Annotated in this window: 27 protein-coding genes; 19 read left to right on the top strand and 8 right to left on the bottom strand. The window is 69.2% G+C overall.

Annotated features, from left to right (window positions below):
* Positions 1 to 10: 10 nt before the first annotated feature.
* The 3 genes from CSC71_RS09475 to CSC71_RS09465 form a co-directional block, all read right to left on the bottom strand.
* On the bottom strand, positions 11 to 328 hold the full coding sequence (locus CSC71_RS09475) for a hypothetical protein (RefSeq protein ID WP_162374125.1): 318 nt from the start codon (positions 326 to 328) through the stop codon (positions 11 to 13).
* A complete protein-coding gene (gene murA / locus CSC71_RS09470) occupies positions 328 to 1,599 on the bottom strand; it encodes a UDP-N-acetylglucosamine 1-carboxyvinyltransferase (protein ID WP_162374124.1) in 1,272 nt (423 codons plus the stop codon). The genes CSC71_RS09475 and murA overlap by 1 nt, the downstream gene beginning before the upstream one ends.
* An 85-nt stretch (positions 1,600 to 1,684) precedes the next feature.
* Positions 1,685 to 1,933: a BolA family protein gene (locus CSC71_RS09465; RefSeq protein ID WP_162374123.1), complete on the bottom strand. Its 249-nt coding sequence runs from the start codon at positions 1,931 to 1,933 to the stop codon at positions 1,685 to 1,687.
* Positions 1,934 to 1,986: 53 nt separating this feature from the next.
* Between CSC71_RS09465 and CSC71_RS09460 the strand changes: the two genes are divergently transcribed.
* The 16 genes from CSC71_RS09460 (at position 1,987) to CSC71_RS09385 (ending at position 15,974) form a co-directional block, all read left to right on the top strand.
* On the top strand, positions 1,987 to 2,994 hold the full coding sequence (locus CSC71_RS09460) for a KpsF/GutQ family sugar-phosphate isomerase (RefSeq protein WP_162374122.1): 1,008 nt from the start codon (positions 1,987 to 1,989) through the stop codon (positions 2,992 to 2,994).
* 102 nt (positions 2,995 to 3,096) lie between these two features.
* Complete coding sequence (locus CSC71_RS09455) at positions 3,097 to 3,654, top strand: KdsC family phosphatase (protein WP_162374121.1); 558 nt, start codon at positions 3,097 to 3,099, stop codon at positions 3,652 to 3,654.
* Complete coding sequence (gene lptC / locus CSC71_RS09450) at positions 3,651 to 4,214, top strand: LPS export ABC transporter periplasmic protein LptC (protein ID WP_162374120.1); 564 nt, start codon at positions 3,651 to 3,653, stop codon at positions 4,212 to 4,214. Before CSC71_RS09455 ends, lptC begins: the two co-directional genes overlap by 4 nt.
* Positions 4,192 to 4,728, top strand: a complete 537-nt coding sequence (gene lptA / locus CSC71_RS09445) for a lipopolysaccharide transport periplasmic protein LptA (protein ID WP_162374119.1) — start codon at positions 4,192 to 4,194, stop codon at positions 4,726 to 4,728. Before lptC ends, lptA begins: the two co-directional genes overlap by 23 nt.
* On the top strand, positions 4,728 to 5,447 hold the full coding sequence (gene lptB, locus CSC71_RS09440) for an LPS export ABC transporter ATP-binding protein (protein ID WP_162374118.1): 720 nt from the start codon (positions 4,728 to 4,730) through the stop codon (positions 5,445 to 5,447). The genes lptA and lptB overlap by 1 nt, the downstream gene beginning before the upstream one ends.
* Positions 5,448 to 5,502: 55 nt before the next feature.
* Positions 5,503 to 6,942 carry an RNA polymerase factor sigma-54 gene (locus CSC71_RS09435; RefSeq protein ID WP_162374117.1) on the top strand — a complete coding sequence of 480 codons (1,440 nt, stop codon included), beginning with the start codon at positions 5,503 to 5,505 and terminating at the stop codon, positions 6,940 to 6,942.
* Positions 6,943 to 7,099: 157 nt separating this feature from the next.
* Positions 7,100 to 7,408: a ribosome hibernation-promoting factor, HPF/YfiA family gene (hpf, locus tag CSC71_RS09430; RefSeq protein WP_162374116.1), complete on the top strand. Its 309-nt coding sequence runs from the start codon at positions 7,100 to 7,102 to the stop codon at positions 7,406 to 7,408.
* A 158-nt stretch (positions 7,409 to 7,566) separates the two neighbouring features.
* Complete coding sequence (gene hprK, locus CSC71_RS09425; RefSeq protein WP_162374115.1) at positions 7,567 to 8,517, top strand: HPr(Ser) kinase/phosphatase; 951 nt, start codon at positions 7,567 to 7,569, stop codon at positions 8,515 to 8,517.
* Positions 8,514 to 9,410 carry an RNase adapter RapZ gene (gene rapZ / locus CSC71_RS09420; protein ID WP_162374114.1) on the top strand — a complete coding sequence of 299 codons (897 nt, stop codon included), beginning with the start codon at positions 8,514 to 8,516 and terminating at the stop codon, positions 9,408 to 9,410. The genes hprK and rapZ overlap by 4 nt, the downstream gene beginning before the upstream one ends.
* Before the next feature lie 72 nt (positions 9,411 to 9,482).
* Complete coding sequence (locus CSC71_RS09415) at positions 9,483 to 9,875, top strand: PTS sugar transporter subunit IIA (RefSeq protein ID WP_162374113.1); 393 nt, start codon at positions 9,483 to 9,485, stop codon at positions 9,873 to 9,875.
* A complete protein-coding gene (locus tag CSC71_RS09410) occupies positions 9,868 to 10,137 on the top strand; it encodes an HPr family phosphocarrier protein (protein ID WP_162374112.1) in 270 nt (89 codons plus the stop codon). Before CSC71_RS09415 ends, CSC71_RS09410 begins: the two co-directional genes overlap by 8 nt.
* Positions 10,137 to 11,852 carry a phosphoenolpyruvate--protein phosphotransferase gene (gene ptsP / locus CSC71_RS09405; protein WP_162374111.1) on the top strand — a complete coding sequence of 572 codons (1,716 nt, stop codon included), beginning with the start codon at positions 10,137 to 10,139 and terminating at the stop codon, positions 11,850 to 11,852. The genes CSC71_RS09410 and ptsP overlap by 1 nt, the downstream gene beginning before the upstream one ends.
* A 98-nt stretch (positions 11,853 to 11,950) precedes the next feature.
* Positions 11,951 to 12,880, top strand: a complete 930-nt coding sequence (locus CSC71_RS09400) for a 2OG-Fe(II) oxygenase (protein ID WP_162374110.1) — start codon at positions 11,951 to 11,953, stop codon at positions 12,878 to 12,880.
* A gap of 106 nt (positions 12,881 to 12,986) precedes the next feature.
* A complete protein-coding gene (mgtE, locus tag CSC71_RS09395; RefSeq protein WP_162374109.1) occupies positions 12,987 to 14,348 on the top strand; it encodes a magnesium transporter in 1,362 nt (453 codons plus the stop codon).
* A 14-nt stretch (positions 14,349 to 14,362) separates the two neighbouring features.
* Positions 14,363 to 15,163: a carboxylesterase family protein gene (locus CSC71_RS09390; protein WP_162374108.1), complete on the top strand. Its 801-nt coding sequence runs from the start codon at positions 14,363 to 14,365 to the stop codon at positions 15,161 to 15,163.
* An 85-nt stretch (positions 15,164 to 15,248) separates the two neighbouring features.
* Positions 15,249 to 15,974 carry a tetratricopeptide repeat protein gene (locus CSC71_RS09385; RefSeq protein ID WP_162374107.1) on the top strand — a complete coding sequence of 242 codons (726 nt, stop codon included), beginning with the start codon at positions 15,249 to 15,251 and terminating at the stop codon, positions 15,972 to 15,974.
* Here the strand turns inward: CSC71_RS09385 and CSC71_RS09380 are convergent.
* The 3 genes from CSC71_RS09380 to CSC71_RS09370 all read right to left on the bottom strand — a co-directional run bounded on the left by CSC71_RS09380 (position 15,971) and on the right by CSC71_RS09370 (position 18,009).
* Positions 15,971 to 16,915, bottom strand: a complete 945-nt coding sequence (locus CSC71_RS09380) for an aspartate carbamoyltransferase catalytic subunit (protein ID WP_162374106.1) — start codon at positions 16,913 to 16,915, stop codon at positions 15,971 to 15,973. The two genes, CSC71_RS09385 and CSC71_RS09380, sit on opposite strands and share 4 nt — an antisense overlap.
* Positions 16,916 to 16,994: 79 nt before the next feature.
* Positions 16,995 to 17,441 (bottom strand): Holliday junction resolvase RuvX, encoded by a 447-nt coding sequence (ruvX, locus tag CSC71_RS09375; RefSeq protein ID WP_162374105.1) that lies wholly within the window; start codon positions 17,439 to 17,441, stop codon positions 16,995 to 16,997.
* Between the two features lies 1 nt (position 17,442).
* A complete protein-coding gene (locus CSC71_RS09370; protein WP_162374104.1) occupies positions 17,443 to 18,009 on the bottom strand; it encodes a YqgE/AlgH family protein in 567 nt (188 codons plus the stop codon).
* A gap of 479 nt (positions 18,010 to 18,488) precedes the next feature.
* On the opposite strand from CSC71_RS09370, the gene CSC71_RS09365 reads away from it, so the two are divergent.
* The gene (locus CSC71_RS09365; protein ID WP_162374103.1) at positions 18,489 to 18,770 is read left to right on the top strand and encodes a hypothetical protein; all 282 of its coding nucleotides are present in this window, start codon (positions 18,489 to 18,491) and stop codon (positions 18,768 to 18,770) included.
* A gap of 156 nt (positions 18,771 to 18,926) precedes the next feature.
* Here the strand turns inward: CSC71_RS09365 and CSC71_RS09360 are convergent, their stop codons facing one another.
* Entirely contained in the window at positions 18,927 to 20,057 is a 1,131-nt protein-coding gene (locus CSC71_RS09360) for a PilT/PilU family type 4a pilus ATPase (protein WP_162374102.1), read from the bottom strand.
* Positions 20,058 to 20,153: 96 nt separating this feature from the next.
* Entirely contained in the window at positions 20,154 to 21,191 is a 1,038-nt protein-coding gene (locus CSC71_RS09355) for a type IV pilus twitching motility protein PilT (protein WP_162374101.1), read from the bottom strand.
* A gap of 94 nt (positions 21,192 to 21,285) precedes the next feature.
* Between CSC71_RS09355 and CSC71_RS09350 the strand changes: the two genes are divergently transcribed.
* Together CSC71_RS09350 and proC are read left to right on the top strand one after the other, a co-directional pair.
* Complete coding sequence (locus tag CSC71_RS09350) at positions 21,286 to 21,969, top strand: YggS family pyridoxal phosphate-dependent enzyme (RefSeq protein WP_162374151.1); 684 nt, start codon at positions 21,286 to 21,288, stop codon at positions 21,967 to 21,969.
* Between the two features lie 10 nt (positions 21,970 to 21,979).
* Positions 21,980 to 22,804: a pyrroline-5-carboxylate reductase gene (gene proC, locus CSC71_RS09345; protein WP_162374100.1), complete on the top strand. Its 825-nt coding sequence runs from the start codon at positions 21,980 to 21,982 to the stop codon at positions 22,802 to 22,804.
* Positions 22,805 to 22,824 lie beyond the last annotated feature (20 nt).

Below are 22,824 nucleotides of genomic sequence, written 5' to 3'. Positions count from 1 at the left end.
GGGTTTTTCGTCATTTCGCTTCCGCCGGCTGGAACTCGGTGCGGCAGTCCACGCGGATCGATTCGCCGGTATGCCAGGCGTATTCGGTGCAGGTGCGGTTGCCCGCCACGGTCTTCACCGCCTCCACCGCATAGAACGCCTGCGCGATCTCGCGGCCGCTGACCGTGCCGTCGCCGTCCCAGTCCATTTCCTTCACCTGCATGCCGCTGATCGCCGCGGCCTTGGTGACGTACAGCCAGCCCAGGACCAGCAACAGGGCGAAGACCAGGCCCAGCGCGCTGCGGCGGGTCGAGGAGAACTTGCCGGTCTTGTTCTGCAGCAGCGCCATCACGCTACCCTCCTGATCTTCGCGCCGAGCGCGCCGAGCTTCTCCTCGATGTTCTCGTAGCCGCGGTCGAGGTGGTAGATGCGGTCGACGGTGGTCTCGCCCTCCGCGACCAGGCCGGCGAGGATCAGCGACGCCGACGCGCGCAGGTCGGTGGCCATCACCGGCGCGCCGCCCAGCTTCTCCACGCCGCGGACGATCGCGGTGTGGCCTTCGACGCGGATGTCGGCGCCCAGGCGCAGCAGTTCGTTGACGTGCATGAAGCGGTTTTCGAAGATCGTCTCGTTGATCACGCCGACGCCATCGGCGATGCAGTTCATCGCCATGAATTGCGCCTGCATGTCGGTGGGGAACGCCGGGTGCGGCGCGGTGGTGATGTTCACCGCCTTCGGCCGCTTGCCCTGCATGTCGAGGACGATGCTGTCCTCGGCGATCTCGACCGCGGCGCCGGCTTCGCGCAGCTTTTCCAGCACCGCGTCCAGCGTGTCCGGCCGGGCCTTGCGCGCGACCACGCGGCCGCCGGTCATCGCCGCGGCGACGAGGAAGGTGCCGGTTTCGATGCGGTCCGGCACCACCGAATGGCGGCCGCCGCCCAGGCGCTCGACGCCGTGGATGACGATGCGCGAGGTGCCGGCGCCTTCGATCCTGGCGCCCAGCGCGTTGAGGCATTCGGCCAGGTCGGTGACTTCCGGCTCCATCGCGGCGTTCTCGAGGATCGTGGTGCCTTCGGCCAGCGTGGCCGCGGCCATGACGTTCTCGGTGCCGGTCACGGTGACCATGTCGAACACGAAGCGCGCGCCCTTCAGCCGCGCGGCGCGGGCCTTGATGTAGCCGTTCTCGACCGTGATGTCCGCGCCGAGCGCCTGCAGGCCCTTGATGTGCTGGTCGACCGGGCGCGAGCCGATCGCGCAGCCTCCGGGCAGCGACACCACCGCGGCGCCGTGGCGGGCGACCAGCGGGCCGAGCACGAGGATCGAGGCGCGCATGGTCTTGACCAGTTCGTACGGCGCGACGAAGCGGCTGACCGTGGTCGGGTCGACGGTGATGCCGCGGCCCTTGGCCAGCGTGCCTTCGTCGATGGTGATGCCGGCGCCGAGCTCGCCCAGCAGCTTCACCGTGGTGATCACATCGTGCAGGTGCGGCACGTTGACGATCTCCACCGGCGCATCGGCCAGCAGCGTGGCGCACAGGATCGGCAGCACCGCGTTCTTGGCGCCGGAGATGACGACTTCGCCGTTGAGGGTCTGGCCGCCGGTGACGATGATTTTCTGCATGTTCTTCTTCTGGTCTTGGGTGGGTGGCTGGCAGTCGATGGAAACGGAAGCCGCTGATCCGCCTTGCGCGAACCTCGACCGCCAGCTACGAACCGGCTTCTTCCGGCGTCACCGTCTTCAGCTGCAAGGCATGGATCGCGCCGCCCATCAGCTCGCCGAGGGTCGCATAGACCAGCCGGTGCCGGGCCAGCGGCAGCTTGCCGCGGAAGGCATCGCTGACCACGGTGGCCTCGAAATGCACGCCGTCGTCGCCCCGTACCTGCGCGGTGGCGCCGGGCAGGCCGGCTTTTTCGAAGCCGGTTTCGATCAATTTACGGATGGTTTCGGCGTCCACCGGGCTTTCCTAATAAAATGCCCGGTCATTCTACCTTGCGCCCGGCGCCCCCGATGTCCCGTCCGCTCCCCAAAACCCATGCGCCCAGCGACGCCGCCCTGGCCGACAGCGGCCGGCGCACGATCGGGATCGAAGCCGCCGGCCTGCAGGCGCTGGCCGAGCGCGTCGGCGGCGCATTCTCGGCGGCGTGCCGGCTGATCCTCGGCTCGCGCGGCCGCGTGGTCGCCACCGGCATGGGCAAGTCCGGGCACGTCGCGCGCAAGATCGCCGCGACCCTGGCCTCGACCGGCACCCCGGCCTTCTACGTGCACCCGGGTGAAGCCGGCCACGGCGACCTCGGCATGATCACCGACGCCGACGTGGTGCTGGCGCTGTCGTACTCGGGCGAATCCGACGAAGTGCTGACCCTGCTGCCGGTGCTGCGCCGCCAGGGCAACAAGCTGATCGCGATGACCGGCCGGCCGAATTCCAGCCTGGCGCGCGAGGCCGACGTGCACCTCGACGTCAGCGTGCCGGCCGAAGCCTGTCCGCTGGATCTGGCGCCGACCAGCAGCACCACGGCATCGCTGGCGATGGGCGACGCGCTGGCGGTGGCGTTGCTGGAAGCGCGCGGTTTCACCGCCGACGATTTCGCCCGCTCGCATCCGGCCGGCAGCCTCGGCCGCCGGCTGCTGCTGCACGTGTCCGACGTGATGCACGCCGGCGACGGCATCCCGGCCGTGCGCTCCGGCGCGATGCTGGCCGAGGCGCTGGTCGAAATGAGCCGCAAGCGCCTTGGCCTGACCGCGGTCGTCGATGCGGACAACCGCCTGATCGGCATCTTCACCGACGGCGACCTGCGCCGCACCCTCGACGCCGGCAACGTCGACGTGCGCGCCACCGCGATCGACGCGGTGATGACCCGCGATCCGGTCACGATTTCCGCCCGCGCCCTCGCCGCCGAGGCCGCGCACCTGCTCGAGGAGCGCAAGATCGGCAGCGGCCTGGTCGTGGTCGACGATGAAGGCAAGGTGATCGGCGCGCTCAACGTTCACGACCTGTTGCGCGCGAGAGTGGTGTAAAAGCTCCAGGTTCCTGGTTGTTGGATCTTGGTTGTTGGAACAGACCACCGGGCGCCTTTCCACGGACCAACAACCCAGAACCCGCAACCACCAACCGGCCCCATGCCCCACGCCCATCTCGCCAACCTGACCGACGACCTGCTTGCCCGCGCCGCCGGCATCCGCCTGGCCTGCTTCGACGTCGACGGCACGCTGACCGACGGCCGCCTGTACTTCGACAGCGAGGGGCGCGAGAGCAAGACCTTCCACGTGCGCGACGGGCTGGGCATCAGCCTGCTGCGCAAGTCCGGCGTGCACGTGGTCTTCATCACCGCGCGCGCCGGCAGCGTCGCCGAGCACCGCGGCCGCGACCTCGGCGTCGACGTGCACATCACCAAGGACAAGCTGGGCAAGGTGCACGAACTGTGCGCGGCGCTCGGCATCGGCCTGCCGCAGGTCGCCTTCATGGGCGACGACCTCGCCGACCTGCCGGCGTTCCGCGCAGTCGGGCTGGCGGCGGCCCCGGCCGACGCGCATCCGTGGACCGCGCGCTTCGCGCACTGGCGGACGCAACACGCCGGCGGCAAGGGCGCGGCGCGCGAGCTGTGCGACCTGCTGCTTTCGGCGCAGGGCCATGCCGAAGCCTTGCTCGAACGCGGCCTGATGGGGCCCAGCCCGTGAACTGGCGCACAGGCCTGGGCGCGGGGCTGGCAGTGGCGGCCGCGCTGTTCGGCTGGTCGGCGTGGCGCCAGCGCGACACCGGCCCGGCGCCGGCGGGGAACGGGCTGCGCCCGGACTACGTGATGCGCGACTTCGAACTGATCGGGCTGGACGACGATGGCAAGGAATCGCTGGCGTTGCGCGCGCCGATGCTGGAACGCAGCGCCACCGACCAGACCATGACCGTGACCACGCCGCTGTTCCTGCTGCCCGATGCCGACGGCAATTACTGGCAACTGCGTTCGAAAACCGGCTGGATCGACGCCAGGGGCGACGAACTGCGGCTGCGCGACGACGTGGTCGGCACCAGCCCGGAAGGCATCGGCGTGCCGACCCGCTTCGAAACCACCCGCCTGAACGTATTCCCCGACCGCAACCTCGCCAGCAGCGACGCCAGGGTCACCATCACCCAGCCGGGTTCTATACTCAGCGGGGTCGGCTTCGAAACCAACACCAAGACCAAGCACTACGTCTTCAAATCGCAGGTCAAATCCCGCTATGTACCCAAATCCGCGCGCTAGCGCCCTGCTCGTCCTGACGCTGGTCGCGGCGTCCGCCGCCTGGGCGAAGACGTCGGACCGCAACCAGGAAATGATCATCGACGCGGGCCACCAGGAAGCCGACTACAGCGACAACGGCCAGGTCGTGTGGACCCAGGGCGTCGTGGTCAAGCAGGGCACCCTGACCATCAGCGCCGACGGCGGCACCCTGCGCATGCGCAACGGCGACCCGTCGCAGGCCAGCTTCACCGGCAAGCCGGTCAAGCTGCGCCAGCAGCTCGACGACGGCACCTGGATGGACGCGCAGGCCGACCGCATCGACTACGACATGTCGAACGAAACGCTCACCCTGACCGGCAACTACACGGTCACTTCGCCGAAGGGCTCCAACAGCGGGCAGAAGATGGTCTACAACACCAAGACCGGCGGCATGCAGGCCGGCGGCGACGGCAGCCGCGTGCGCACCGTGATCAAGCCCAAGTCCGCGCAAGGCAACGCCGCGCCGGCCGCATCCAACGAATCGGACGAACGCTGATGCTGGTCGCCCGGGGACTGCGCAAGCGCTACAGGCAACGCGAGGTGGTGAAGGACTTCGGCCTGAGCCTGCAGGCGGGCGAAGTGGTCGGCCTGCTCGGCCCCAACGGCGCCGGCAAGACCACCTGCTTCTACATGATCGTCGGCCTGGTCTCGGCCGACGCCGGCGCGATCGAGCTGGACGGCCAGGACATCACCGCCGAACCGATGTACCGCCGCGCCAAGCTCGGCGTCGGCTACCTGCCGCAGGAACCGTCGGTGTTCCGCAAGCTGAGCGTGGCCGACAACATCCGCCTGGTGCTGGAGCTGCGCGACGACCTCTCCGACGCCGGCGCGGAAAAGGAACTGGACTCGCTGCTGGACGAACTGCAGATCGGCCACGTCGCCGACCAGATCGGCGCCAGCCTCTCGGGCGGCGAGCGGCGCCGGGTCGAGATCGCCCGCGCGCTGGCCGCCAAGCCGCGGCTGATGCTGCTGGACGAACCCTTCGCCGGCGTCGACCCGATTTCGGTCGGCGAGATCCAGCGGATCGTGAAGCACCTCAAGGATCGCGGCATCGGCGTGCTGATTACCGACCACAACGTGCGCGAAACCTTGGGAATTTGCGACCGGGCGTATATCCTCAACGAAGGCAGCGTGCTCGCGCAGGGGGCTCCGGACGCGCTGCTGGCCAATCCGGACGTGCGCCGCGTGTACCTGGGGGAAACCTTCCGTCTCTGATACGCGGCGGCGCGTGGCCGGCGGCCACGTCCATTTGCGTTTATCCGGACACGGAATGAAGCCTCGCCTGCAGACATCGCTGGGTCAGCAGTTGGTGATGACGCCACAGTTGCGTCAGGCCATCCGCCTGCTGCAGATGTCGGCCGCGGAACTCGAGACCGAGATCGCCGAGGCGGTGGAAACCAACCCCCTGCTGGACTGGGCCGACGACGCGGCCGGCGGCGACCCGGCTGCCACCGACGCCGCGCCCGGCGACGAGCCGCGCGAAGTCGATCCCGACGCGTCCGGCGCCGACGACACCTGGGCGCCGGACGGCGAATCCTGGGCCATGGAAGGCGGCCGCAGCGGCTCCTTCGACGACGAGGACGACGCCGGCAGCGCCGCGGAGCGCGTCGCCGAAGCCGAGACGCTGCAGGACCACCTGCTGTGGCAGTTGCACCTGTCGCACCTGTCGCCGCGCGACCGCCGCATCGGCGCGGCGCTGATCGACGCGCTGGACGACGACGGCTACCTGCGCGAGCCGCTGTCCGGCATCGCCGAAACCCTGCGTCCGGACATCGAGGCCGGCGAGGAGGAAATCCTCACCGTGCTGCACCAGTTGCAGCGCTTCGACCCGGTCGGCGTGGCCGCGCGCGACCTCGGCGAATGCCTGCGACTGCAGTTGGAGACGCTGTCCGACGACACCGCCGGCAAGACCCTCGCGCTGCGCATCGCCGCCGATACCGCGATCCTGGAACGCCTGCCGCGCAGCGGCGCGACGGGGCTGGCCGCCGAATTCAGGCGTCCGGTCGCGGAACTGGAGGCAGCGATCCAGCTGTTGCGCACCCTCGACCCCCGCCCCGGCGCCCAGATCGGCGAACTGGGCCACGACACCTACGTCGTGCCGGACTGCGTGGTGTGGCGCCAGCGCGGGGTCTGGCGCGTGGCCCTGTCCGGCAACGCGGTGCCGAAGGTCGGCATCCACCGCGGCTACGAACGGATGATCCGCCAGTGCGGCGAAAGCGACGCCGGCTACCTGCGCGGCCAGCTCCAGGAAGCCCGCTGGCTGCTGAAGAGCCTGGAAGCGCGCGGCGACACCCTGCTCAAGGTCGTGCGCTGCCTGCTGCGCCAGCAGGCGGCCTTCCTCGAGTTCGGCGAACAGGCCCTGCGCCCGCTGACCCTGCGCGAGGTCGCGGTCGAGGTCGGCCTGCACGAATCGACGGTTTCACGCGCCATCGCCCGCAAATACGTGCGCACCCCGCGTGGAACCCTGCCACTGCGCGACTTCTTCGCTTCCGGGGTGGGCACCGAGGGCGGCGGCGAGGCCTCCAGCACCGCCATCCAGTCGATGATCCGCAAGCTGATCGAAGGCGAAAACCCGCGCAAGCCCCTGTCCGACGCCAAGCTGGCCGACCTGCTCAAGGCCAGCGGCATACCGGTGGCGCGGCGTACCGTGGCGAAGTATCGTGAGGCCATGGACATCCTGTCCTCGCACGAACGCGTGCGGATGGGCTGACGCCCCCGGCGGCCGGTTTCCGCGGCAGCGGAACCGGCCCCGCCCAGACATTCCGTATCCCTGCCACGAGGAGAAGCCCGGAACCCACGCCCAGAACCGTTGTCCCAGACCATACCGCGCCCTGCGCGCGGCCGTTCACCCGTCAGGAGACATAGCAATGCGCATCGAGACCCATGGCCAGCAAATCGAAGTCACCCCCGCGCTGCGGGAATACGTGGAGACCAAGTTCCAGCGCCTCGGAAGGCATTTCGATCAGCCGCTCGATGTGCGCACGCAACTGGGCGTGCGCAAACCGGACTACGTGGCCGAAGCCACGGTCTCGCTCGCCGGCCGCACCCTGCACGCCGACGCCGGCGCGCAGACCATGTACGCGGCGATCGACATCCTCGCCGACAAGCTCGACCGGCTGGTGCTGAAGCACAAGGGCAAGCGGATCGCCCAGCGCACTTCGCACGAGGACGAGTAGGCGCGCGGCGCCGGCCTTCCCGCTCGCGCCGGGAAGGCCGGGAAACGACGCGGGCTGGCGACGGAACGGCCGCGCTCCGGCGCCCGGCCCGCGCGCGGGATCCTCGTTCTGCCCCATACTTGTCGCATCGACGCCGACGTCGCCGAAGCGCAGCCACGATGAGTACCCGCATCTCCGCCCGCGAACTGTTCGAACAACAGAAGGAAAAACTGGCCCTGCGCTGGCTGGCCGGGCAGAAGGGCGCCAGCCGCGAGATCGAGGCCGGCGACACCCGTTCGCGCCGCCCCTCGCTGGCCGGCTACCTCAACGTCATCTATCCCAACCGCGTGCAGATCCTCGGCACCGAGGAACTGGCCTGGCTGGACACGCTGGATTCGCGCCAGCGCTGGGAAACCATCGAAAAGGTCATCGACAACCGCCCGCTGGCGCTGGTGATCAGCAAGAACCAGAGCTGCCCGGAAGACCTGCGCGCCGCCGCCGAGGAAACCGATACCCCGCTATGGGTTTCGCCCAAGCGCGGCCACGAGCTGTTCAACCACCTTTCCTACCACCTCGCCCGCACCCTCGCGCCCAGCGTGACCCTGCACGGGGTGTTCATGGAGATCTACTCGATCGGCGTGCTGATCACCGGCGAGGCCGGGTCGGGCAAGAGCGAGCTGGCGCTGGAACTGCTCAGCCGCGGCCACCGCCTGGTGGCCGACGACGCGCCGGAGTTCACCCAGATCGCGCCGGACGTGCTCGACGGCACCTGTCCCGAACTGCTGCAGGACCTGCTGGAAGTGCGCGGCCTGGGCGTGCTGAACGTGCGCGAGATGTTCGGCGACACCGCGGTGAAGAAGAACAAGTACCTGCGCCTGATCGTGCACCTGACCCGGCCGATGACCGAGCCGACCGCGCACGGCTACGAACGCCTGACCGGCGATTCCGGCACTCGCCACGTGCTCGACCTGGACGTGCCGCTGATCACCCTGCCGGTGATGCCCGGCCGCAACCTCGCGGTGCTGACCGAGGCGGCGACGCGCCTGCACATCCTGCGCACCAAGGGGATCGATCCGGCGGCGATGTTCATCGCCCGCCACAGCAACCTGCTCGAGCGCAGCACGCCATGAGCCCGCCCCCCGGCCACCACGACGACCCTGCGCCGAGCGTGGTCATCGTCAGCGGCCTGTCCGGTTCGGGCAAGTCGGTGGTGCTGAAGACGTTCGAGGACCTGGACTACTACTGCATCGACAACCTGCCGGTGGAACTGCTGCCGGTCTTCGTCCGCAGCCAGCTGCGCGACGGCAACCTGCCGTCGAAGATCGCCATCGGCATCGACGTGCGCAGCCGCCGCAGCGACCTGAGCAAGCTGGCCGAATGGCGCGCCGCCGCCGAGGCCGAACTGGGCGTGCGCGGCCAGCTGCTTTTCTTCGAGGCCGACGACGAAACCCTGCTGCGGCGCTTCTCCGACACCCGCCGCAAGCATCCGCTGAGCCACCAGAAGCTGGCGCTGGCCGACGCCATCGCGCTGGAACGCAGGCTGGTGCAGCCGCTGCGCGATGCCGCCGACGTCATCATCGACACCAGCCACCTCAACGTGCACCAGCTGCGGCGGCGGATCCTGGGCGAATTCGTCCGCGACGGGCACCCCGCCCTGTCGCTGCTGTTCGAATCCTTCGCCTACAAGCGCGGCGTGCCGGCCGATGCCGACTTCGTGTTCGACGCACGGGTCCTGCCGAACCCGCACTGGCTGCCTGAGCTGCGCCCGCTGACCGGCCGCGACGCCGCGGTGCGCAGGCATCTGGAAGCGCAGCCGGAAGTGGCCGAGTACGTGCGCCAGGTCAGCGCCTTCCTCGACACCTGGCTGCCGAAGCTGCGCGGCGAGACCCGCAGCTACGTGACCATCGCCTTCGGCTGCACCGGCGGCAAGCACCGCTCGGTGTACCTGGCCGAAACCCTGGCCGGCCACGCGCGCGAGCAGGGCTGGGAGGACGTCTCGACCTTCCACCGCGAACTGGAATGAACCCGCCGGCGCGACGGGCCGTTGCGCCGGCGCGCTTCCGGGTCGTCATGCCGGTCTGCTAACTTCTACGGCATGGCCTGTGGCATCCTGCTCATCACCCACCCCGGCGTGGGCGCGTCGATCCTCGGCGTCGCCGGCAGCCTGCTGCGCACGTTGCCCCTGAAGGCCGAGGCCTTCGAGGTGCCGCTGGACGCCGAGCTGGACGCGCTGCTGCCGCAAGCCTCCGCGGCGCTGCGGCGCGTCGACGGCGGCGACGGCGTGCTGGTGCTGACCGACCTGTACGGCGCCAGCCCCAGCAACCTGGCCAGGCGACTGGCCCAGCTGGGCACGCCGGTGCGGCGCGTGTCGGCGCTGAGTTTGCCGATGCTGCTGCGGGTGATGAACTATCCGGAACAGGGACTGGACCAATTGCCGGCCACCGCCGCGGCCGGCACGCGCAATGGGGCGATCATCGACGATGCTTGAACGCGAACTCACCGTTTCCAACCGCCTGGGACTGCACGCCCGCGCCACCGCCAAGCTGGTGCAGGTGCTGGCGCCGTTCCGCTGCAACGCCACGCTGGCGGCGAAGGGGCGCGAGGTCAACGCCAAGAGCATCATGGGGGTGATGCTGCTGGCCGCCGGCCAGGGCACGCCGGTGACGATGCGCATCGACGGCGACGACGAGCAGGCGGCGATGGACGCGGTCGCGGCGCTGTTCGAGCGACGATTCGACGAGGACAGTTGATGAGGACGCTGCTCGCCGGCCATGGCGCATCGCGCGGCAGCGCACTGGGACGCGCCCGGGTTCGCCTGCCGCACGCGCTGGACGTCGCCGAGCAGCGCATCACCGCCGCCGAGGTCGAAGCCGAACTGCAGCGCCTGCACGCCGCGGTCGACGCCACCCGCGCCGAGATGCACGACCTGCGCACGCGCCTGCACGGCGCGCTGGCCAGGGAAGTCGGCGAATTCCTCGACCTGCATGCGCTGCTGCTGGACGACCCCGAACTGCTGCACGGCCTCGACGAACTGATCCGGGTCGCCCGTTACGGCGCCGACTATGCGCTGCGCCTGCAGCGCGACCGCCTGGCCGCGGTGTTCGAGGGCATGGACGACGCCTACCTGAAGAGCCGCCTGGACGACCTCGACCACGTGATCGGCCGCATCCACGCGCACCTGCACAAGCGCGCGACGGCGCCGAAGGGCGTGGCCGGCGAGATCCTGGTCAGCGACAACGTGGCGCCGTCGGAAATGGCGCAGCTGCAGGCGCAGGGCGTGGTCGCGATCGTCACCGCCGGCGGCAGCGCGCTGTCGCACAGCGCGATCCTCGCGCGCAGCCTGCACCTGCCGCTGGTGGTCGGCGCCGCGCACGTGCTGCAGAAGATCAACGACGGCGACGTGCTGATCGTCGACGGCGACAGCGGCGAGATCGTGGTCGAGCCGAGCGCCGAGGACCTGCGCGCCTACCGGTCGCGCAAGCGCGAGGCGGCGAAGGAGCAGCGCGAGCTGGGCCGCCTGCGCAGCAAGCCCACCCGCACCCGCGACGGCGAGGACATCGTGCTGCTGGCCAACGCCGAGTCGCGCGAGGACATCGCCCGCGCGCATGCGCTCGGCGCCGCCGGGCTGGGCCTGTTCCGCACCGAATTCCTGTTCCTGCAGCGCCGGGAGCTGCCGGACGAGGAAGAGCAGTTCCGCGTCTACCGCGACGCGGTGCTGGGCATGAGCGGGCGGCCGGTGACGATCCGCACGCTCGACCTGGGCGCGGACAAGGCCGATCGCACCGGCCTGGCCCTGGACAACGAGGACAACCCGGCGCTGGGCCTGCGCGGCGTGCGCCTGTCGCTGGTCCGCGACGGCATTTTCGACACCCAGTTGCGCGCGATCGCCCGCGCCTCCGGCTACGGCCCGGTGCGCGTGCTGGTGCCGATGGTCAGCGGCCGCGAGGAAATCCTCGCGGTGCGGCGCCGGCTCAAGCGCGTGGTCGGGCAGTTGCGCAAGCAGAAGCGCGAGGTCGCCGACGAAATCCCGTTCGGGGTGATGATCGAGGTTCCCGCCGCCGCGTTCGCGGTGCACGGCTTCGTCGACCTGGTCGACTTCCTGTCGATCGGCACCAACGACCTGGTGCAGTACCTGCTCGCCGCCGATCGCAACAACGAGGCATTGGGCGAACTGTATTCGCCGCTGCACCCGGGCGTGCTGCGGCTGCTGCACAGCGTGATCGAGACCGGCTGGCAGGCGCGGAAGCCGGTGGCGGTATGCGGCGAGATCGCCGCCGATCCGCGTTTCGTCCCACTGCTGCTGGCGCTGGGGCTGAACGAGTTCAGCCTGCACCCGTCGACCTTGCTGGAAGTGCGCCGCGCCATCCGCAACAGCGACCGCGCCGCCCTGCTGTCGCAGACCTACAAGCTGCTGCAGGCGCGCGACCGCGCCGGCATCGAACGCTGGATGGAATCGGCGTCGTAGTACGCGGGGTACTCATCGCCCCGCCCGCGGGACATAATCCGTGGCCATCGGGCGAACCGCAGTCCCGTCCCCATCGACACGACAGAGCGAGCCGCCGCATGGACTTGATCGCGCGCGAAGTGCAGGAACGCAGGAAGCAGTACAACGCCGGGTTCGAATCGGCCCTGCCGTTCCGCCATTGCGTCATCGACGGCTTCCTCGCGCCCGACTTCGCCGCGCGCCTGCTCGCGCAGTTCCCGCCCTTCGAGCGGGGCGACTACCTCAACGAGGACGGCAAGCCCGGCGGCAAATCCACCATCGAACGGCTGCGCGGGTTGGGCGACGCCTACCGGCAGCTGGACGATCTGGTGCAGTCGCCGGAATTCCTGCGCCTGATCGGCGACATCACCGGCATCCCCGGCCTGCTGTACGACCCGATGTATTTCGGCGGCGGCACCCACGAGAACCGCAGCGGGCAAGGCCTCGACAACCACATCGATTTCAACTACCACCCCGCCACGCTCTGGCACCGCCGGCTGAACCTCATCGTGTACCTGAACCCGGAATGGGAAACGGCCTGGGGCGGTTCGCTGGAACTGCACCGCGACCCCTACGATCCGGAGAACGACGAGACGGTCGTCGTGCCGCCGCTGTTCAACCGCTGCGTGATCTTCGAAACCACCGAGCACAGCTGGCACGGCTTCGGCAAGATCAGCCTGCCGGCCGCGAAGGCGCACTTGAGCCGCAAGTCGATCGCGCTGTACTTCTACACGGAAACGCGGCCCGAGGCCCAGACCGCGCGTACCCACTCGACGGTGTACGTGGATCGGCAGCTGCCCGCCCACCTCCGGCCCGGCCACGTGCTGACCGAACAGGACTGCACCGAGCTGCGCGAGCTGTTTTCCAGCCGCGCCGACCACAACCGCCGCCTCTATGCCGAAATCGAGCGCCTGCAGGCCGACCTCGAAATGACCGCGCTCGGCCGGGTCGTGAACATCATCCGCCGGCGCATCGCCCGTTTCCGCCTGCGTCGCGCTTCGGCAGGGTAGGCATTGCCCGTTCCGCGGGCGATAATGCCGCGATGAACGCCTGACCCGCCGCGGCTCACTGGGCCCATGCCCACGGACGCGGCTCACGCCACCACCGGAGCCGCGCATGGCCGAAGCCGCCCGCCACGACAAGACCGCGCGCCAACTGCGGCTGCTGTCCGATGCGCTGGACAGCGGCCGGCTCGGCCCCGTGCGCCGCCTGGTCAACACGCTGTCGCCGGCGGAAATCGGCAACCTGCTCGAGTCGCTGCCGCCGGGCAAGCGCGAGGTGGTGTGGGGGCTGGTCGACGCCGAGGACGACGGCGAGGTGCTGGTGCACGTCGGCGACGAGGTGCGCGAGAGCCTGCTCGCCGACATGGACCCCGACGAGATCGTGGCGGCGGTCGAGGACCTCGACATCGACGACCTCGCCGACCTGGTCGAGGACCTGCCGGACACGGTCATCGACGAAGTGCTCAAGTCGATGGACCGCGAGAACCGCGAGCGGCTGGAGCAGGTGCTGTCGTATCCGGAGGATACCGCCGGCCGCCTGATGAACCCCGACGTGGTGACGGTGCGCGGCGACGTCACCGTCGACGTGGTGCTGCGCTTCCTGCGCCTGCGCGGCGAACTGCCCGACCACACCGACCACCTGTACGTGGTCAGCCGCCGCCACCAGTACCTGGGCCGGGTGTCGCTGGCCGCGCTGGTGACCCACGAGGACGGCACGCCGATCAACAAGCTGGTCGACGACCAGCAACCGGCGATCGACGTCGGCGAGAGCGCCGACGAGGTCGCGCGCCAGTTCTCCGACCACGACTGGATCTCGGCGCCGGTGGTCGACGGGAACAACATTCTGCTCGGCCGCATCACCGTCGACGACGTGGTCGACATCATCCGCGGCCAGGCCGAGCACCAGGCGCTGGGCGCGGCCGGCCTCGACGAGGACGAGGACCTGTTCTCGCCGGTGCGGCGCGCGTTCCGCCGCCGCCTGATCTGGCTCTCGGTCAACCTCGCCACCGCCTTCCTCGCCGCCAGCGTGGTCGGCCAGTTCGAGGGCACCATCGACAAGCTGGTGGCGCTGGCGGTGCTGATGCCGATCGTCGCCGGCATGGGCGGCAACGCCGGCACCCAGGTGCTGGCGCTGATGGTGCGCGGCCTGGCGCTGGGCCAGGTCGGCGCGTCGAACGCGCGCACGCTGCTGTGGAAGGAAGTGCGCGTGGCGCTGTTCAACGGCGTGGTGCTGGGCGCGATCCTGGGGCTGATCGTGCTGCTGTGGTTCCACAACCCCGGCCTGTCGCTGGTCATCGCGATCGCGCTGACCTGCAACCTGCTGTTCGCCGCGCTGTCCGGGGTACTGGTGCCGCTGACGCTGAAGCGCTTCGGCTTCGACCCGGCGCTGGCCAGCGGCATCTTCCTGACCACCGTCACCGACGTGATGGGCTTCTTCACCTTCCTCGGCCTGGCAACGCTGGTGTTGCTGCGCTGATCGCGGAGGCACCGATGAAAACCGCGCCCGCCATCCTGTTCGCCCTGCTGTCGTTGCTGGCAACGGCCTGCTCGACCGTTTCGCCGCTGCGCGGCACGAGCGGCCGGTTCGTGCCGCGCGAGATCGTGGTCAATGGCGCGTCGCACCGTTACCAGGTGTTCGTGCCGGCGAAGGACGCGGGCGGGGACCATCCGCCGGTGATCCTGTTCCTGCACGGCGCCGGCGAACGCGGCGGCGACAACCGGGCGCAATTGAGCGCCGGCCTGGGGCCCTACCTGCGCGCGCATGCGAACGACTTCCCGGCGATCGTGGTGTTGCCGCAGGTGCCTGCAGGCGAATTCTGGCTGGAGGCCAACCCGCGCATCGCGCTGGCGGCGCTCGACGCAGCCTCGCGCGAGTTCCGTGGCGATCCGAAGCGCACCTACCTGACGGGCTTGTCGATGGGCGGCTACGGCACGTGGGAAACCGCGCTGGCCAATCCGCGGAAATCCGCCGCGCTGGTGCCGATCTGCGGCGCGATCGAGCCGCCGCCGAACCCCGAGTACGCGCGCCTGCGGGTCGCCGGCGTGGCGGACGCGCCCGATCCGTATGCCGCACCCGCCGCGCGGTTGCGCGACAAGCCGATCTGGATGTTCCATGGCGCCAGGGACGACGTCGTGCCGCCCGGCGACGACCGCAAGATCTTCGCGGCACTGAAGGCCGCCGGCGCCGACGTGCGCTACACGGAGTTCCCGGACGCCAACCACAACGCGTGGGACCCGGCTTACAACACGCCGGAATTGTGGGTCTGGCTGTTCGCGCAGAAGCTGCGCTGAGCGCGCCTGCCGGGCAGATCGACCAAAGAAGCAATCCGGCCGGCATACGAATCACGCGACCAATGGACACGAGGAATCCGCGGACGTGAAGACATTATTGCTTTCCGGCCTGGTCCTGCTGGCTTGCGCCCCGATGACGAACGAGGCGTTCGCCCAGTCCACCGTGACCGAAACTTTCTATGCGATCCCTCCGATGGAGCGGAAAGTCGGCCACCAGTACCGGGAAGACCTCGATGCGATCTGGCTGGAGATGCAACGGGGCGACACCGATTCCGCCGACGAACGACTGGAGCCGGTACTCGCATATTGCGAGGCCCAGCACCGCCAAGGCCTCCGCCTGGTCAGTGTCGCCACCGTGCAGGAATACGAACAGTACATGGCCGAAAACGCCGATGGCGAGCCGACAGAATGGATCGACGTTGCCTGCCCGATGGCTTACAAGTTGAAAGGTTTCCTGCTGGCCGGAGCAAAAGACAACGCCGAAGCCATCCGCTGGCTCGACAAAGCCATCGCGCTGGCCCCGTATTTCGCCGACGCCCATGTCGAACGCGGCTTCGCCTTGGGTCAGAGTGGCAATCTTGACGGGGCCCTGGCCGCGTACCAGCGCGCATTGGCACTTGCGAACGAGCACCCAAGCGCAGCGCACGCCAAACCGCTTGCGCTGCGCGGTACCGGTTGGGTACTGGTGGAAATGGGCGACCTGGACGGTGCGCAGCACGCCTACGAGGCGTCGCTTGAAGTCGATCCCGGCAGCAATCTCGCGAAGAGCGAGCTCGAATACATCGCCCAGTTGCGCAAAGCCGGCCGCTAGGCCAGCAACGTCTCCAGCACCGCCATGCGCACCGCCACGCCGTTGCTGACCTGTCGCAATACCAGCGACCACGGGCCGTCGGCGACCTCGTCGGTCATTTCCACGCCGCGGTTGATCGGGCCGGGGTGCAGCACCACCGCGTCCGGCGCGGCGCGGCGCAGGCGCGCGGCGGTCAGGCCGTAGTCGCGGTGGTAGTCGTCGAGCGACGCCACCAACCCCTCCTCCATGCGTTCGCGTTGCAGGCGCAGCATCATCACCACGTCGACGCCCTCGAGCATCGCGTCGAAATCGGCGCCAACCTCGCAGCCCGCCAGCGTACCGTCGCCGGGCAGCAGTGCATCCGGCCCGCAGACGCGCACCTCGCCCGCGCCCAGCGTGTGCAGCGCGTGCAGGTCGCTGCGCGCCACGCGCGAATGCTTGACGTCGCCGACGATCAGGAACTTCAGCCTCGAGAAGTCCGGGCCCTTGGCCTGGCGCACGGTCAGCATGTCGAGCAGGCCCTGGGTCGGATGCGCGCTGCGGCCGTCGCCGGCGTTGATCACCGTGGTGCCTTCGCCGGTGTGCTCGGCCAGCATCTCCGCGGCGCCGTCCTCGGGGTGGCGCACGACGAAACCGCGCACGCCCATGGCCTCCAGGTTCCTCATCGTGTCCAGCGCGGTCTCGCCCTTGCGCGCCGACGAGGTCGACGCATCGAAATTGACCACGTCGGCGCCGAGCCGCTGCGCGGCGATCTGGAACGAGCTGCGCGTGCGCGTCGAAGGCTCGAAGAACAGCGTGCAGATCGTGGTGCCGACCAGCGAATCGCGCTTGTGCGTGCGCCCCAGCGCAGCGTCGCGGATCTGCCCGGCGCGGTCGAGCAGGCGGCACAGGGTTTCCTTCGGCAACCCGTCGAGGGTCAGCAGGTGGTGCAGGCGTCCGTTCGAATCGAGTTGCAGGCTCATGCGTTTCCCAAGGCGAGTTTGGTGAATTGTCGTGCTTGGATCCCCCTCCCCGCTAGCGGGCAGAAGGCGTCTTCGTTCTTCAAATGCGCGTCGCGTCCTGCGGCGCCGCCAGCCAGCGCTCGATGATGACCGCCGCGGCCACCGCGTCGAGCGCGGCGGCGTCGCGGCGGCGCTTGCGGCCTTCGGCGCGGTCCAGCGCGAAACGCTGCGCGGCCTCGACCGAACTGGAGCGCTCGTCCACCAGCACCACCGGCAGCTTGTAGCGCGCCTGCAACGCGCGGGCGAAGGCGTGCGCGCGCTTGCGCGCCGGCTGGTCGTCGCCTTCCAGCGTCATCGGATCGCCGACCACCAGGCCGTCGGGCCGCCATTCGTCGCGCAGCTTGTCGAGCGCCGGCCAGTCGGGCGTGTTGCCGTGCACGTCGACCACCGCCAGGGCGCGCGCGCCGCTGCCGAACGCGCTGCCGACCGCGACGCCGATGCGCCGCGCACCGACGTCGAAACCCAGCACGGTGCCGTCGAGCTTCATGTCAGGCGTGGCCGCTGTAGTCGGTCAGCCGGCTCATGTCCACGCCGATGCGCCCGCCCGCGGCCTGCCAGCGCTGCTCCAGCGGCAGCGCGAACAGCAGTTCGGCATCGGCCGGCGCGGTCAGCCAGCTGTTCTCGCCCAGTTCGTATTCCAGCTGGCCGGCGCCCCAGCCGGCGCAACCCAGCGCGACGACCGCGTGACGCGGCCCTGTGCCGGCGGCCATCGCCTCGAGCACGTCGCGCGACGTGGTCAGGTACAGGCCGTCGCCGATTTCCAGGGTGGACTCCCATTCGCCGCCGCCGTCGTGCAGCACGAAGCCGCGCTCCGGGTGCACCGGCCCGCCCGACAGCACGATCCGGTTGCGCAGTTCCTCGTTGCCGGTCTCCAGCTGCATCTGCTGCAGCACCTCGCCCAGCGTGTAGTCGGAGGCGCGGTTGACCACCACGCCCATCGCCCCGTCCTCGTCGTGCTGGCAGATCAGGGCCACGCTGCGGGCGAAATTCGGATCGTCCAGCGCGGGCAGCGCGATCAGCAGCTGGTTGGTCAGGTTGGGGGATGGCTGCGGCATGCGGTCATTCTAGGGCCTGTCGCCGACGGTGGCAGGCCGGCCGCTTCCTTCCGGCATTCGCGTTGTTTCAAGCGACGGCCGGAAATGCGCAAGCCTCGCGCCGGACGCGCGGGGACGGACCGGAATCGGGATCCAGCCACCGACCGTCCTGGCAGGAGCGCGGCGGGCCCTCGCCGGCAACGGCCCGTCGCGCTGCCGCGAACACTGGGTTGCGCGAACTCGCCCGATGAACGGCAAGCGGTTTATTTATTCCAGGGAAAACAGTCGTTTGCGAATGGAAGCTGACGACGCATGAGTCACGTTCAGATTTAATCGAATGTGAATTACGCACGTTTTTCACGTGATCGCCGCCATCCACCGTCGTATGTTTGCGCTGCACGTTCGCGGTGACCCGGACCCGCCCCCGGCGAACCCGCGGACCTGCCTTGGGAGGACACCGGAAGCAGTAGCAGTCCCACATCGGAACGGAGGATTAGGTCATGAATCTGCTGCATCTCTCATTCACCGGCGGCCTGAAGCCCCACCAGTCTCCGCCGATCCCGCCGACCGCCGAAGAACGGCTCAGTGCATTCCGCGCGGTTTACCCGTCGGTCCGTGGCAACAGCTACCAGTGGAAGTGGCTGGACGATCCGATGGCCGCCGAGCGCGAGGCCGAGCGTCGCGCCGCGGCCCTGCCCAGCATCGCGGCCGTGCGCCTGTCGCGCGAGATGCTGCACCGGATCGCCGACGGCACGCGCCCGGCGCCGAGGATCGCCGCCTGATCCGGCGCAGGTCCCGGCAGGGACCTGGCGAGGCCAGGACGAAGCCCGGCCAGCGGCCGGGCTTTTTCTTTCGCCCCGGCCGCGCCGGGGACATGGAAAAGGGCGGGACGACCCGCCCTTTCCGGTTCCCGCCGGCAGCGTGGCAGAACGGAACGGTCAGTGCGCTTCCGCGACTTCCACGCCGTCCAGGCCCTGCGCCAGGGTCTTGGCGTCGCCGCCCTGCGCCAGCTTGATCTTCAGGCGCACCTCGTTCTGCGAGTCGGCGTAGCGCAGCGCGTCCTCGTAGCTGATCTCGCCGGCCTGGTACAGCTCGAACAGCGCCTGGTCGAAGGTCTTCATGCCCAGGTTGGTCGATTCCTTCATCACTTCCTTGAGCTTGTGGATCTCGCCGTCGCGGATGTAGTCCTGCACCAGCGGCGTGCCGAGCAGGATTTCCATCGCCACGCGGCGGCCCTTGCCGTCCGGGGTCGGGATCAGCTGCTGCGCGACCACGCCCTTCAGGTTCAGCGACAGGTCCATCAGCAGCTGGCCGCGGCGGTCTTCCGGGAAGAAGTTGATGATGCGGTCCATCGCCTGGTTGGCGTTGTTGGCGTGCAGCGTGCACAGCACCAGGTGGCCGGTTTCGGCGAACGAGATTGCGTAGTCCATGCCCTCGCGGGTGCGCACCTCGCCGATCATGATCACGTCCGGCGCCTGGCGCAGGGTGTTCTTCAGCGCGTTCTCCCAGCTGTCGGTGTCGATGCCGACCTCGCGCTGGGTGATGATGCAGCCCTCGTGCTTGTGCACGAACTCGATCGGGTCCTCGATGGTGATGATGTGGCCGGTCGAATTCTGGTTGCGGTAGCCGATCATCGCCGCCAGCGAGGTCGACTTGCCGGTGCCGGTGGCGCCGACGAAGATGATGATGCCGCGCTTGGTCATCGCCAGGGTCTTGATGATCGGCGGCAGGTTCAGCTCTTCGATGGTCGGGATGCGCGCCTCGATCCGGCGCAGCACCATGCCCACCTGGTTGCGCTGGTAGAAGCACGACACGCGGAAGCGGCCCACGCCGGCGACGCCGATCGCGAAATTGCACTCGTGGGTCTTCTCGAATTCCTCGCGCTGCGACGGAGTCATCACGTTCAGCACCAGGTCGCGCGACTGCTGGCCGGTGAGCGGCGTCTGCGTGATCGGCGAGAGCTTGCCGTGCACTTTCATCGCCGGCGGCATGCCCGCGGTGATGAACAGGTCCGACGCCTTCTGGTGCGCCATCAGTTTGAGGAAGCTGGTGAAGTCGATGCTGCTCATGGCTGAACTCCGGGGGACTGGAGGCGGGAGGCAGGAGACGCTGGTCGCGGAAACCGGGGATGCCGGCCCCGCGCCGTCCGCCTGCCTTTCCCGAAATTACTCGAACAACCGCTTGTCCTTCGCGTACTCCCTGGCCTGCTGGCGGCTGACCAGGTTGCGCTTGACCATGTCCTGCAGGTGCTGGTCCAGCGTCATCATGCCCAGTTGCTGGCCGGTCTGGATGGCCGAATACATCTGCGCGACCTTGTCCTCGCGGATCAGGTTGCGGATGGCGGGCGTGCCGACCATGATCTCCCACGCCGCCGTGCGGCCGCCGCCGACCTTCTTCAGCAGCGCCTGCGAGATCACCGCGCGCAGCGATTCGGACAGCATCGAGCGCACCATCGGCTTCTCGCCGGCGGGGAACACGTCGATGATGCGGTCGATGGTCTTGGCCGCCGAGCTGGTGTGCAGGGTGCCGAACACCAGGTGGCCGGTTTCCGCCGCGGTCAGCGCCAGGCGGATGGTCTCGAGGTCGCGCAACTCGCCGACCAGGATGTAGTCGGGGTCCTCGCGCAGCGCCGAGCGCAGCGCCTCGTTGAAGCCGTGGGTGTCGCGGTGCACCTCGCGCTGGTTGATCAGGCACTTCTGCGAGGTGTGGACGAACTCGATCGGGTCCTCGACCGAGAGGATGTGCGCGTATTCGTTCTTGTTGATGTGGTCGAGCATCGCCGCCAGGGTGGTCGACTTGCCCGAACCGGTCGGACCGGTGACCAGGATCAGGCCCTGCGGCTGCTGGATCAGTTCGCGGAAGATCGGCGGGCAGTTCAGGTCCTCGAGGGTCAGCACTTCCGACGGAATGGTGCGGAACACCGCGCCGGCGCCGCGGTTCTGGTTGAACGCGTTGACGCGGAAGCGCGCCAGCGACGGGATCTCGAACGAGAAGTCGACCTCGAGGAATTCCTCGTAATCGCGGCGCTGCTTGTCCGACATGATGTCGTAGATCAGCGCATGCACCTGCTTGTGGTCGAGCGCGGGGATGTTGATCCGGCGCACGTCGCCGTCCACCCGGATCATCGGCGGCAACCCGGCCGACAGGTGGAGGTCGGAGGCCTTGTTCTTGACCGAGAACGCCAGTAGTTCGGCGATATCCATAACGCTGCTTCCCCACGAAGATGTGCTGCGACTGGAACGATACTTCCCCTGCAGGCAGTATAGCGCGCCATCAGCAGTCGCCAATGGTTGGACGATGATCCTCGCCAGCACCCTCAGCGAGACCCTGCAACGCATTGAAAACGCAGCCAAAGCCGCGGGGCGGCCAGTGCCGCGCCTGCTTGCGGTGTCCAAGTTGCAACCGTCCGCGGCCATCGCGCAACTCGCCGCGGACGGACAGCACGCTTTCGGCGAGAACTACGTCCAGGAAGCGCAGGCCAAGGCGCGCGAGCTGGCCGGGCTGGGCCTGGAATGGCACCTGATCGGGCACCTGCAATCGAACAAGGCCGAGGCCGCCGCGACCTTGTTCGATTGGGTGCAGACCGTCGACCGGGGCAAGCTGGTGGCGGCGCTGGCGCGATTCCGGCCGGCCGGCCGGCCGCCGCTGAACGTACTGGTGCAGGTCAACGTCGACGACGAAACCAGCAAGCACGGCTGCCGCCCGGGCGAGGTCGACGCACTCGCCGCCGCCATCGCCGCCGAGCCGGGCCTGGCACTGCGCGGGCTGATGGCGATCCCGACGCCGCACGCGGACATCGAACTGCGCCGCCCGGCGTTCCGGCGCATGCGCGAACTGTTCGACGGCCTCGCCGCCCGCTACCCGTCGGTCGATACCCTGTCGATGGGCATGAGCGACGACTTCGCCCTCGCGATCGGGGAAGGCGCGACCATGGTGCGCATCGGCACCGCGCTGTTCGGCGCGCGCCCACCCAAAACCTGAGGACACATCGATGGATGCAACACGGCACATCGCCTTCGTCGGCGGCGGCAACATGGCGCGCAGCCTGATCGGCGGGCTGGTCGGCCGCGGCTACGAGCCGTCGCAATTGCACGTGGCCGAACCGGTCGAAGCGCTGCGCGAGGCGCTGGCGCGCGATTTCGGCGTGAACACCTACGCCGACGCGACGCAGGCCGTCGCGCGGGCCCCGTTGTGGCTGTTCGCGGTCAAACCGCAGGTGCTGCACAGCGTCTGCGAATCGCTGGCGGATGCGGCACGGGAACGGAACCCGCTGGTCGTCTCCATCGCCGCCGGCATCACGTCCGCGCAACTGCAGCGTTGGCTCGGCGCGGAACCGCCGGTGATCCGCGCGATGCCGAACACCCCCGCCCTGCTCGGCGCCGGCGTGACCGGGCTGTTCGCGACCGGCAACGTCGACGCCGGCGGACGCGAACGCGCGGAGCAGTTGCTCGCCGCCGCCGGCCCGACCGTGTGGGTCGCCGACGAAACGCTGATGGATTCGGTCACCGCGGTCTCCGGCAGCGGTCCGGCCTACGTGTTCCTGCTGGCCGAGGCGATGGAAACGGCCGCCATCGCCGAAGGCCTGCCCGCCGATGCGGCCCGCACGCTGGTCCTGCAAACCCTCCTCGGCGCGGCGCGGATGCTGACCGAAACCGGCGAAGTGCCGGCCGAACTGCGCCGCCGCGTCACCTCGCCGAACGGCACCACGCAGGCGGCGATCGAAACCTTCCAGGCCGGCGGCTTCGAAGCGCTGGTCGGCAAGGCGATCCATGCCGCGCGCATGCGCGGCGCGGCGCTGTCCGCCGCCAACGACTGACGCTACGCGTGGAGTAGAGC

This window comes from Pseudoxanthomonas sangjuensis, assembly GCF_010211755.1.
Taxonomy (GTDB): Bacteria; Pseudomonadota; Gammaproteobacteria; order Xanthomonadales; family Xanthomonadaceae; genus Pseudoxanthomonas_A; species Pseudoxanthomonas_A sangjuensis.
The sequence above is the reverse complement of the archived record's forward strand: the minus strand, read 5'-3'. Positions and strand labels throughout refer to the sequence as shown.

What these genes read in the sequence shown, in the direction of transcription:
- CSC71_RS09475 (WP_162374125.1), bottom strand. Translation starts at nt 328, where the DNA reads ATGGCGCTGCTGCAGAACAAGACCGGCAAGTTCTCCTCGACCCGCCGC.
- murA (WP_162374124.1), bottom strand. Translation starts at nt 1,599, where the DNA reads ATGCAGAAAATCATCGTCACCGGCGGCCAGACCCTCAACGGCGAAGTC.
- CSC71_RS09460 (WP_162374122.1), top strand. Translation starts at nt 1,987, where the DNA reads ATGTCCCGTCCGCTCCCCAAAACCCATGCGCCCAGCGACGCCGCCCTG.
- CSC71_RS09455 (WP_162374121.1), top strand. Translation starts at nt 3,097, where the DNA reads ATGCCCCACGCCCATCTCGCCAACCTGACCGACGACCTGCTTGCCCGC.
- lptA (WP_162374119.1), top strand. Translation starts at nt 4,192, where the DNA reads ATGTACCCAAATCCGCGCGCTAGCGCCCTGCTCGTCCTGACGCTGGTC.
- lptB (WP_162374118.1), top strand. Translation starts at nt 4,728, where the DNA reads ATGCTGGTCGCCCGGGGACTGCGCAAGCGCTACAGGCAACGCGAGGTG.
- CSC71_RS09435 (WP_162374117.1), top strand. Translation starts at nt 5,503, where the DNA reads ATGAAGCCTCGCCTGCAGACATCGCTGGGTCAGCAGTTGGTGATGACG.
- hpf (WP_162374116.1), top strand. Translation starts at nt 7,100, where the DNA reads ATGCGCATCGAGACCCATGGCCAGCAAATCGAAGTCACCCCCGCGCTG.
- hprK (WP_162374115.1), top strand. Translation starts at nt 7,567, where the DNA reads ATGAGTACCCGCATCTCCGCCCGCGAACTGTTCGAACAACAGAAGGAA.
- rapZ (WP_162374114.1), top strand. Translation starts at nt 8,514, where the DNA reads ATGAGCCCGCCCCCCGGCCACCACGACGACCCTGCGCCGAGCGTGGTC.
- CSC71_RS09415 (WP_162374113.1), top strand. Translation starts at nt 9,483, where the DNA reads ATGGCCTGTGGCATCCTGCTCATCACCCACCCCGGCGTGGGCGCGTCG.
- CSC71_RS09410 (WP_162374112.1), top strand. Translation starts at nt 9,868, where the DNA reads ATGCTTGAACGCGAACTCACCGTTTCCAACCGCCTGGGACTGCACGCC.
- ptsP (WP_162374111.1), top strand. Translation starts at nt 10,137, where the DNA reads ATGAGGACGCTGCTCGCCGGCCATGGCGCATCGCGCGGCAGCGCACTG.
- CSC71_RS09400 (WP_162374110.1), top strand. Translation starts at nt 11,951, where the DNA reads ATGGACTTGATCGCGCGCGAAGTGCAGGAACGCAGGAAGCAGTACAAC.
- mgtE (WP_162374109.1), top strand. Translation starts at nt 12,987, where the DNA reads ATGGCCGAAGCCGCCCGCCACGACAAGACCGCGCGCCAACTGCGGCTG.
- CSC71_RS09390 (WP_162374108.1), top strand. Translation starts at nt 14,363, where the DNA reads ATGAAAACCGCGCCCGCCATCCTGTTCGCCCTGCTGTCGTTGCTGGCA.
- CSC71_RS09380 (WP_162374106.1), bottom strand. Translation starts at nt 16,915, where the DNA reads ATGAGCCTGCAACTCGATTCGAACGGACGCCTGCACCACCTGCTGACC.
- ruvX (WP_162374105.1), bottom strand. Translation starts at nt 17,441, where the DNA reads ATGAAGCTCGACGGCACCGTGCTGGGTTTCGACGTCGGTGCGCGGCGC.
- CSC71_RS09370 (WP_162374104.1), bottom strand. Translation starts at nt 18,009, where the DNA reads ATGCCGCAGCCATCCCCCAACCTGACCAACCAGCTGCTGATCGCGCTG.
- CSC71_RS09365 (WP_162374103.1), top strand. Translation starts at nt 18,489, where the DNA reads ATGAATCTGCTGCATCTCTCATTCACCGGCGGCCTGAAGCCCCACCAG.
- CSC71_RS09360 (WP_162374102.1), bottom strand. Translation starts at nt 20,057, where the DNA reads ATGAGCAGCATCGACTTCACCAGCTTCCTCAAACTGATGGCGCACCAG.
- CSC71_RS09355 (WP_162374101.1), bottom strand. Translation starts at nt 21,191, where the DNA reads ATGGATATCGCCGAACTACTGGCGTTCTCGGTCAAGAACAAGGCCTCC.
- CSC71_RS09350 (WP_162374151.1), top strand. Translation starts at nt 21,286, where the DNA reads ATGATCCTCGCCAGCACCCTCAGCGAGACCCTGCAACGCATTGAAAAC.
- proC (WP_162374100.1), top strand. Translation starts at nt 21,980, where the DNA reads ATGGATGCAACACGGCACATCGCCTTCGTCGGCGGCGGCAACATGGCG.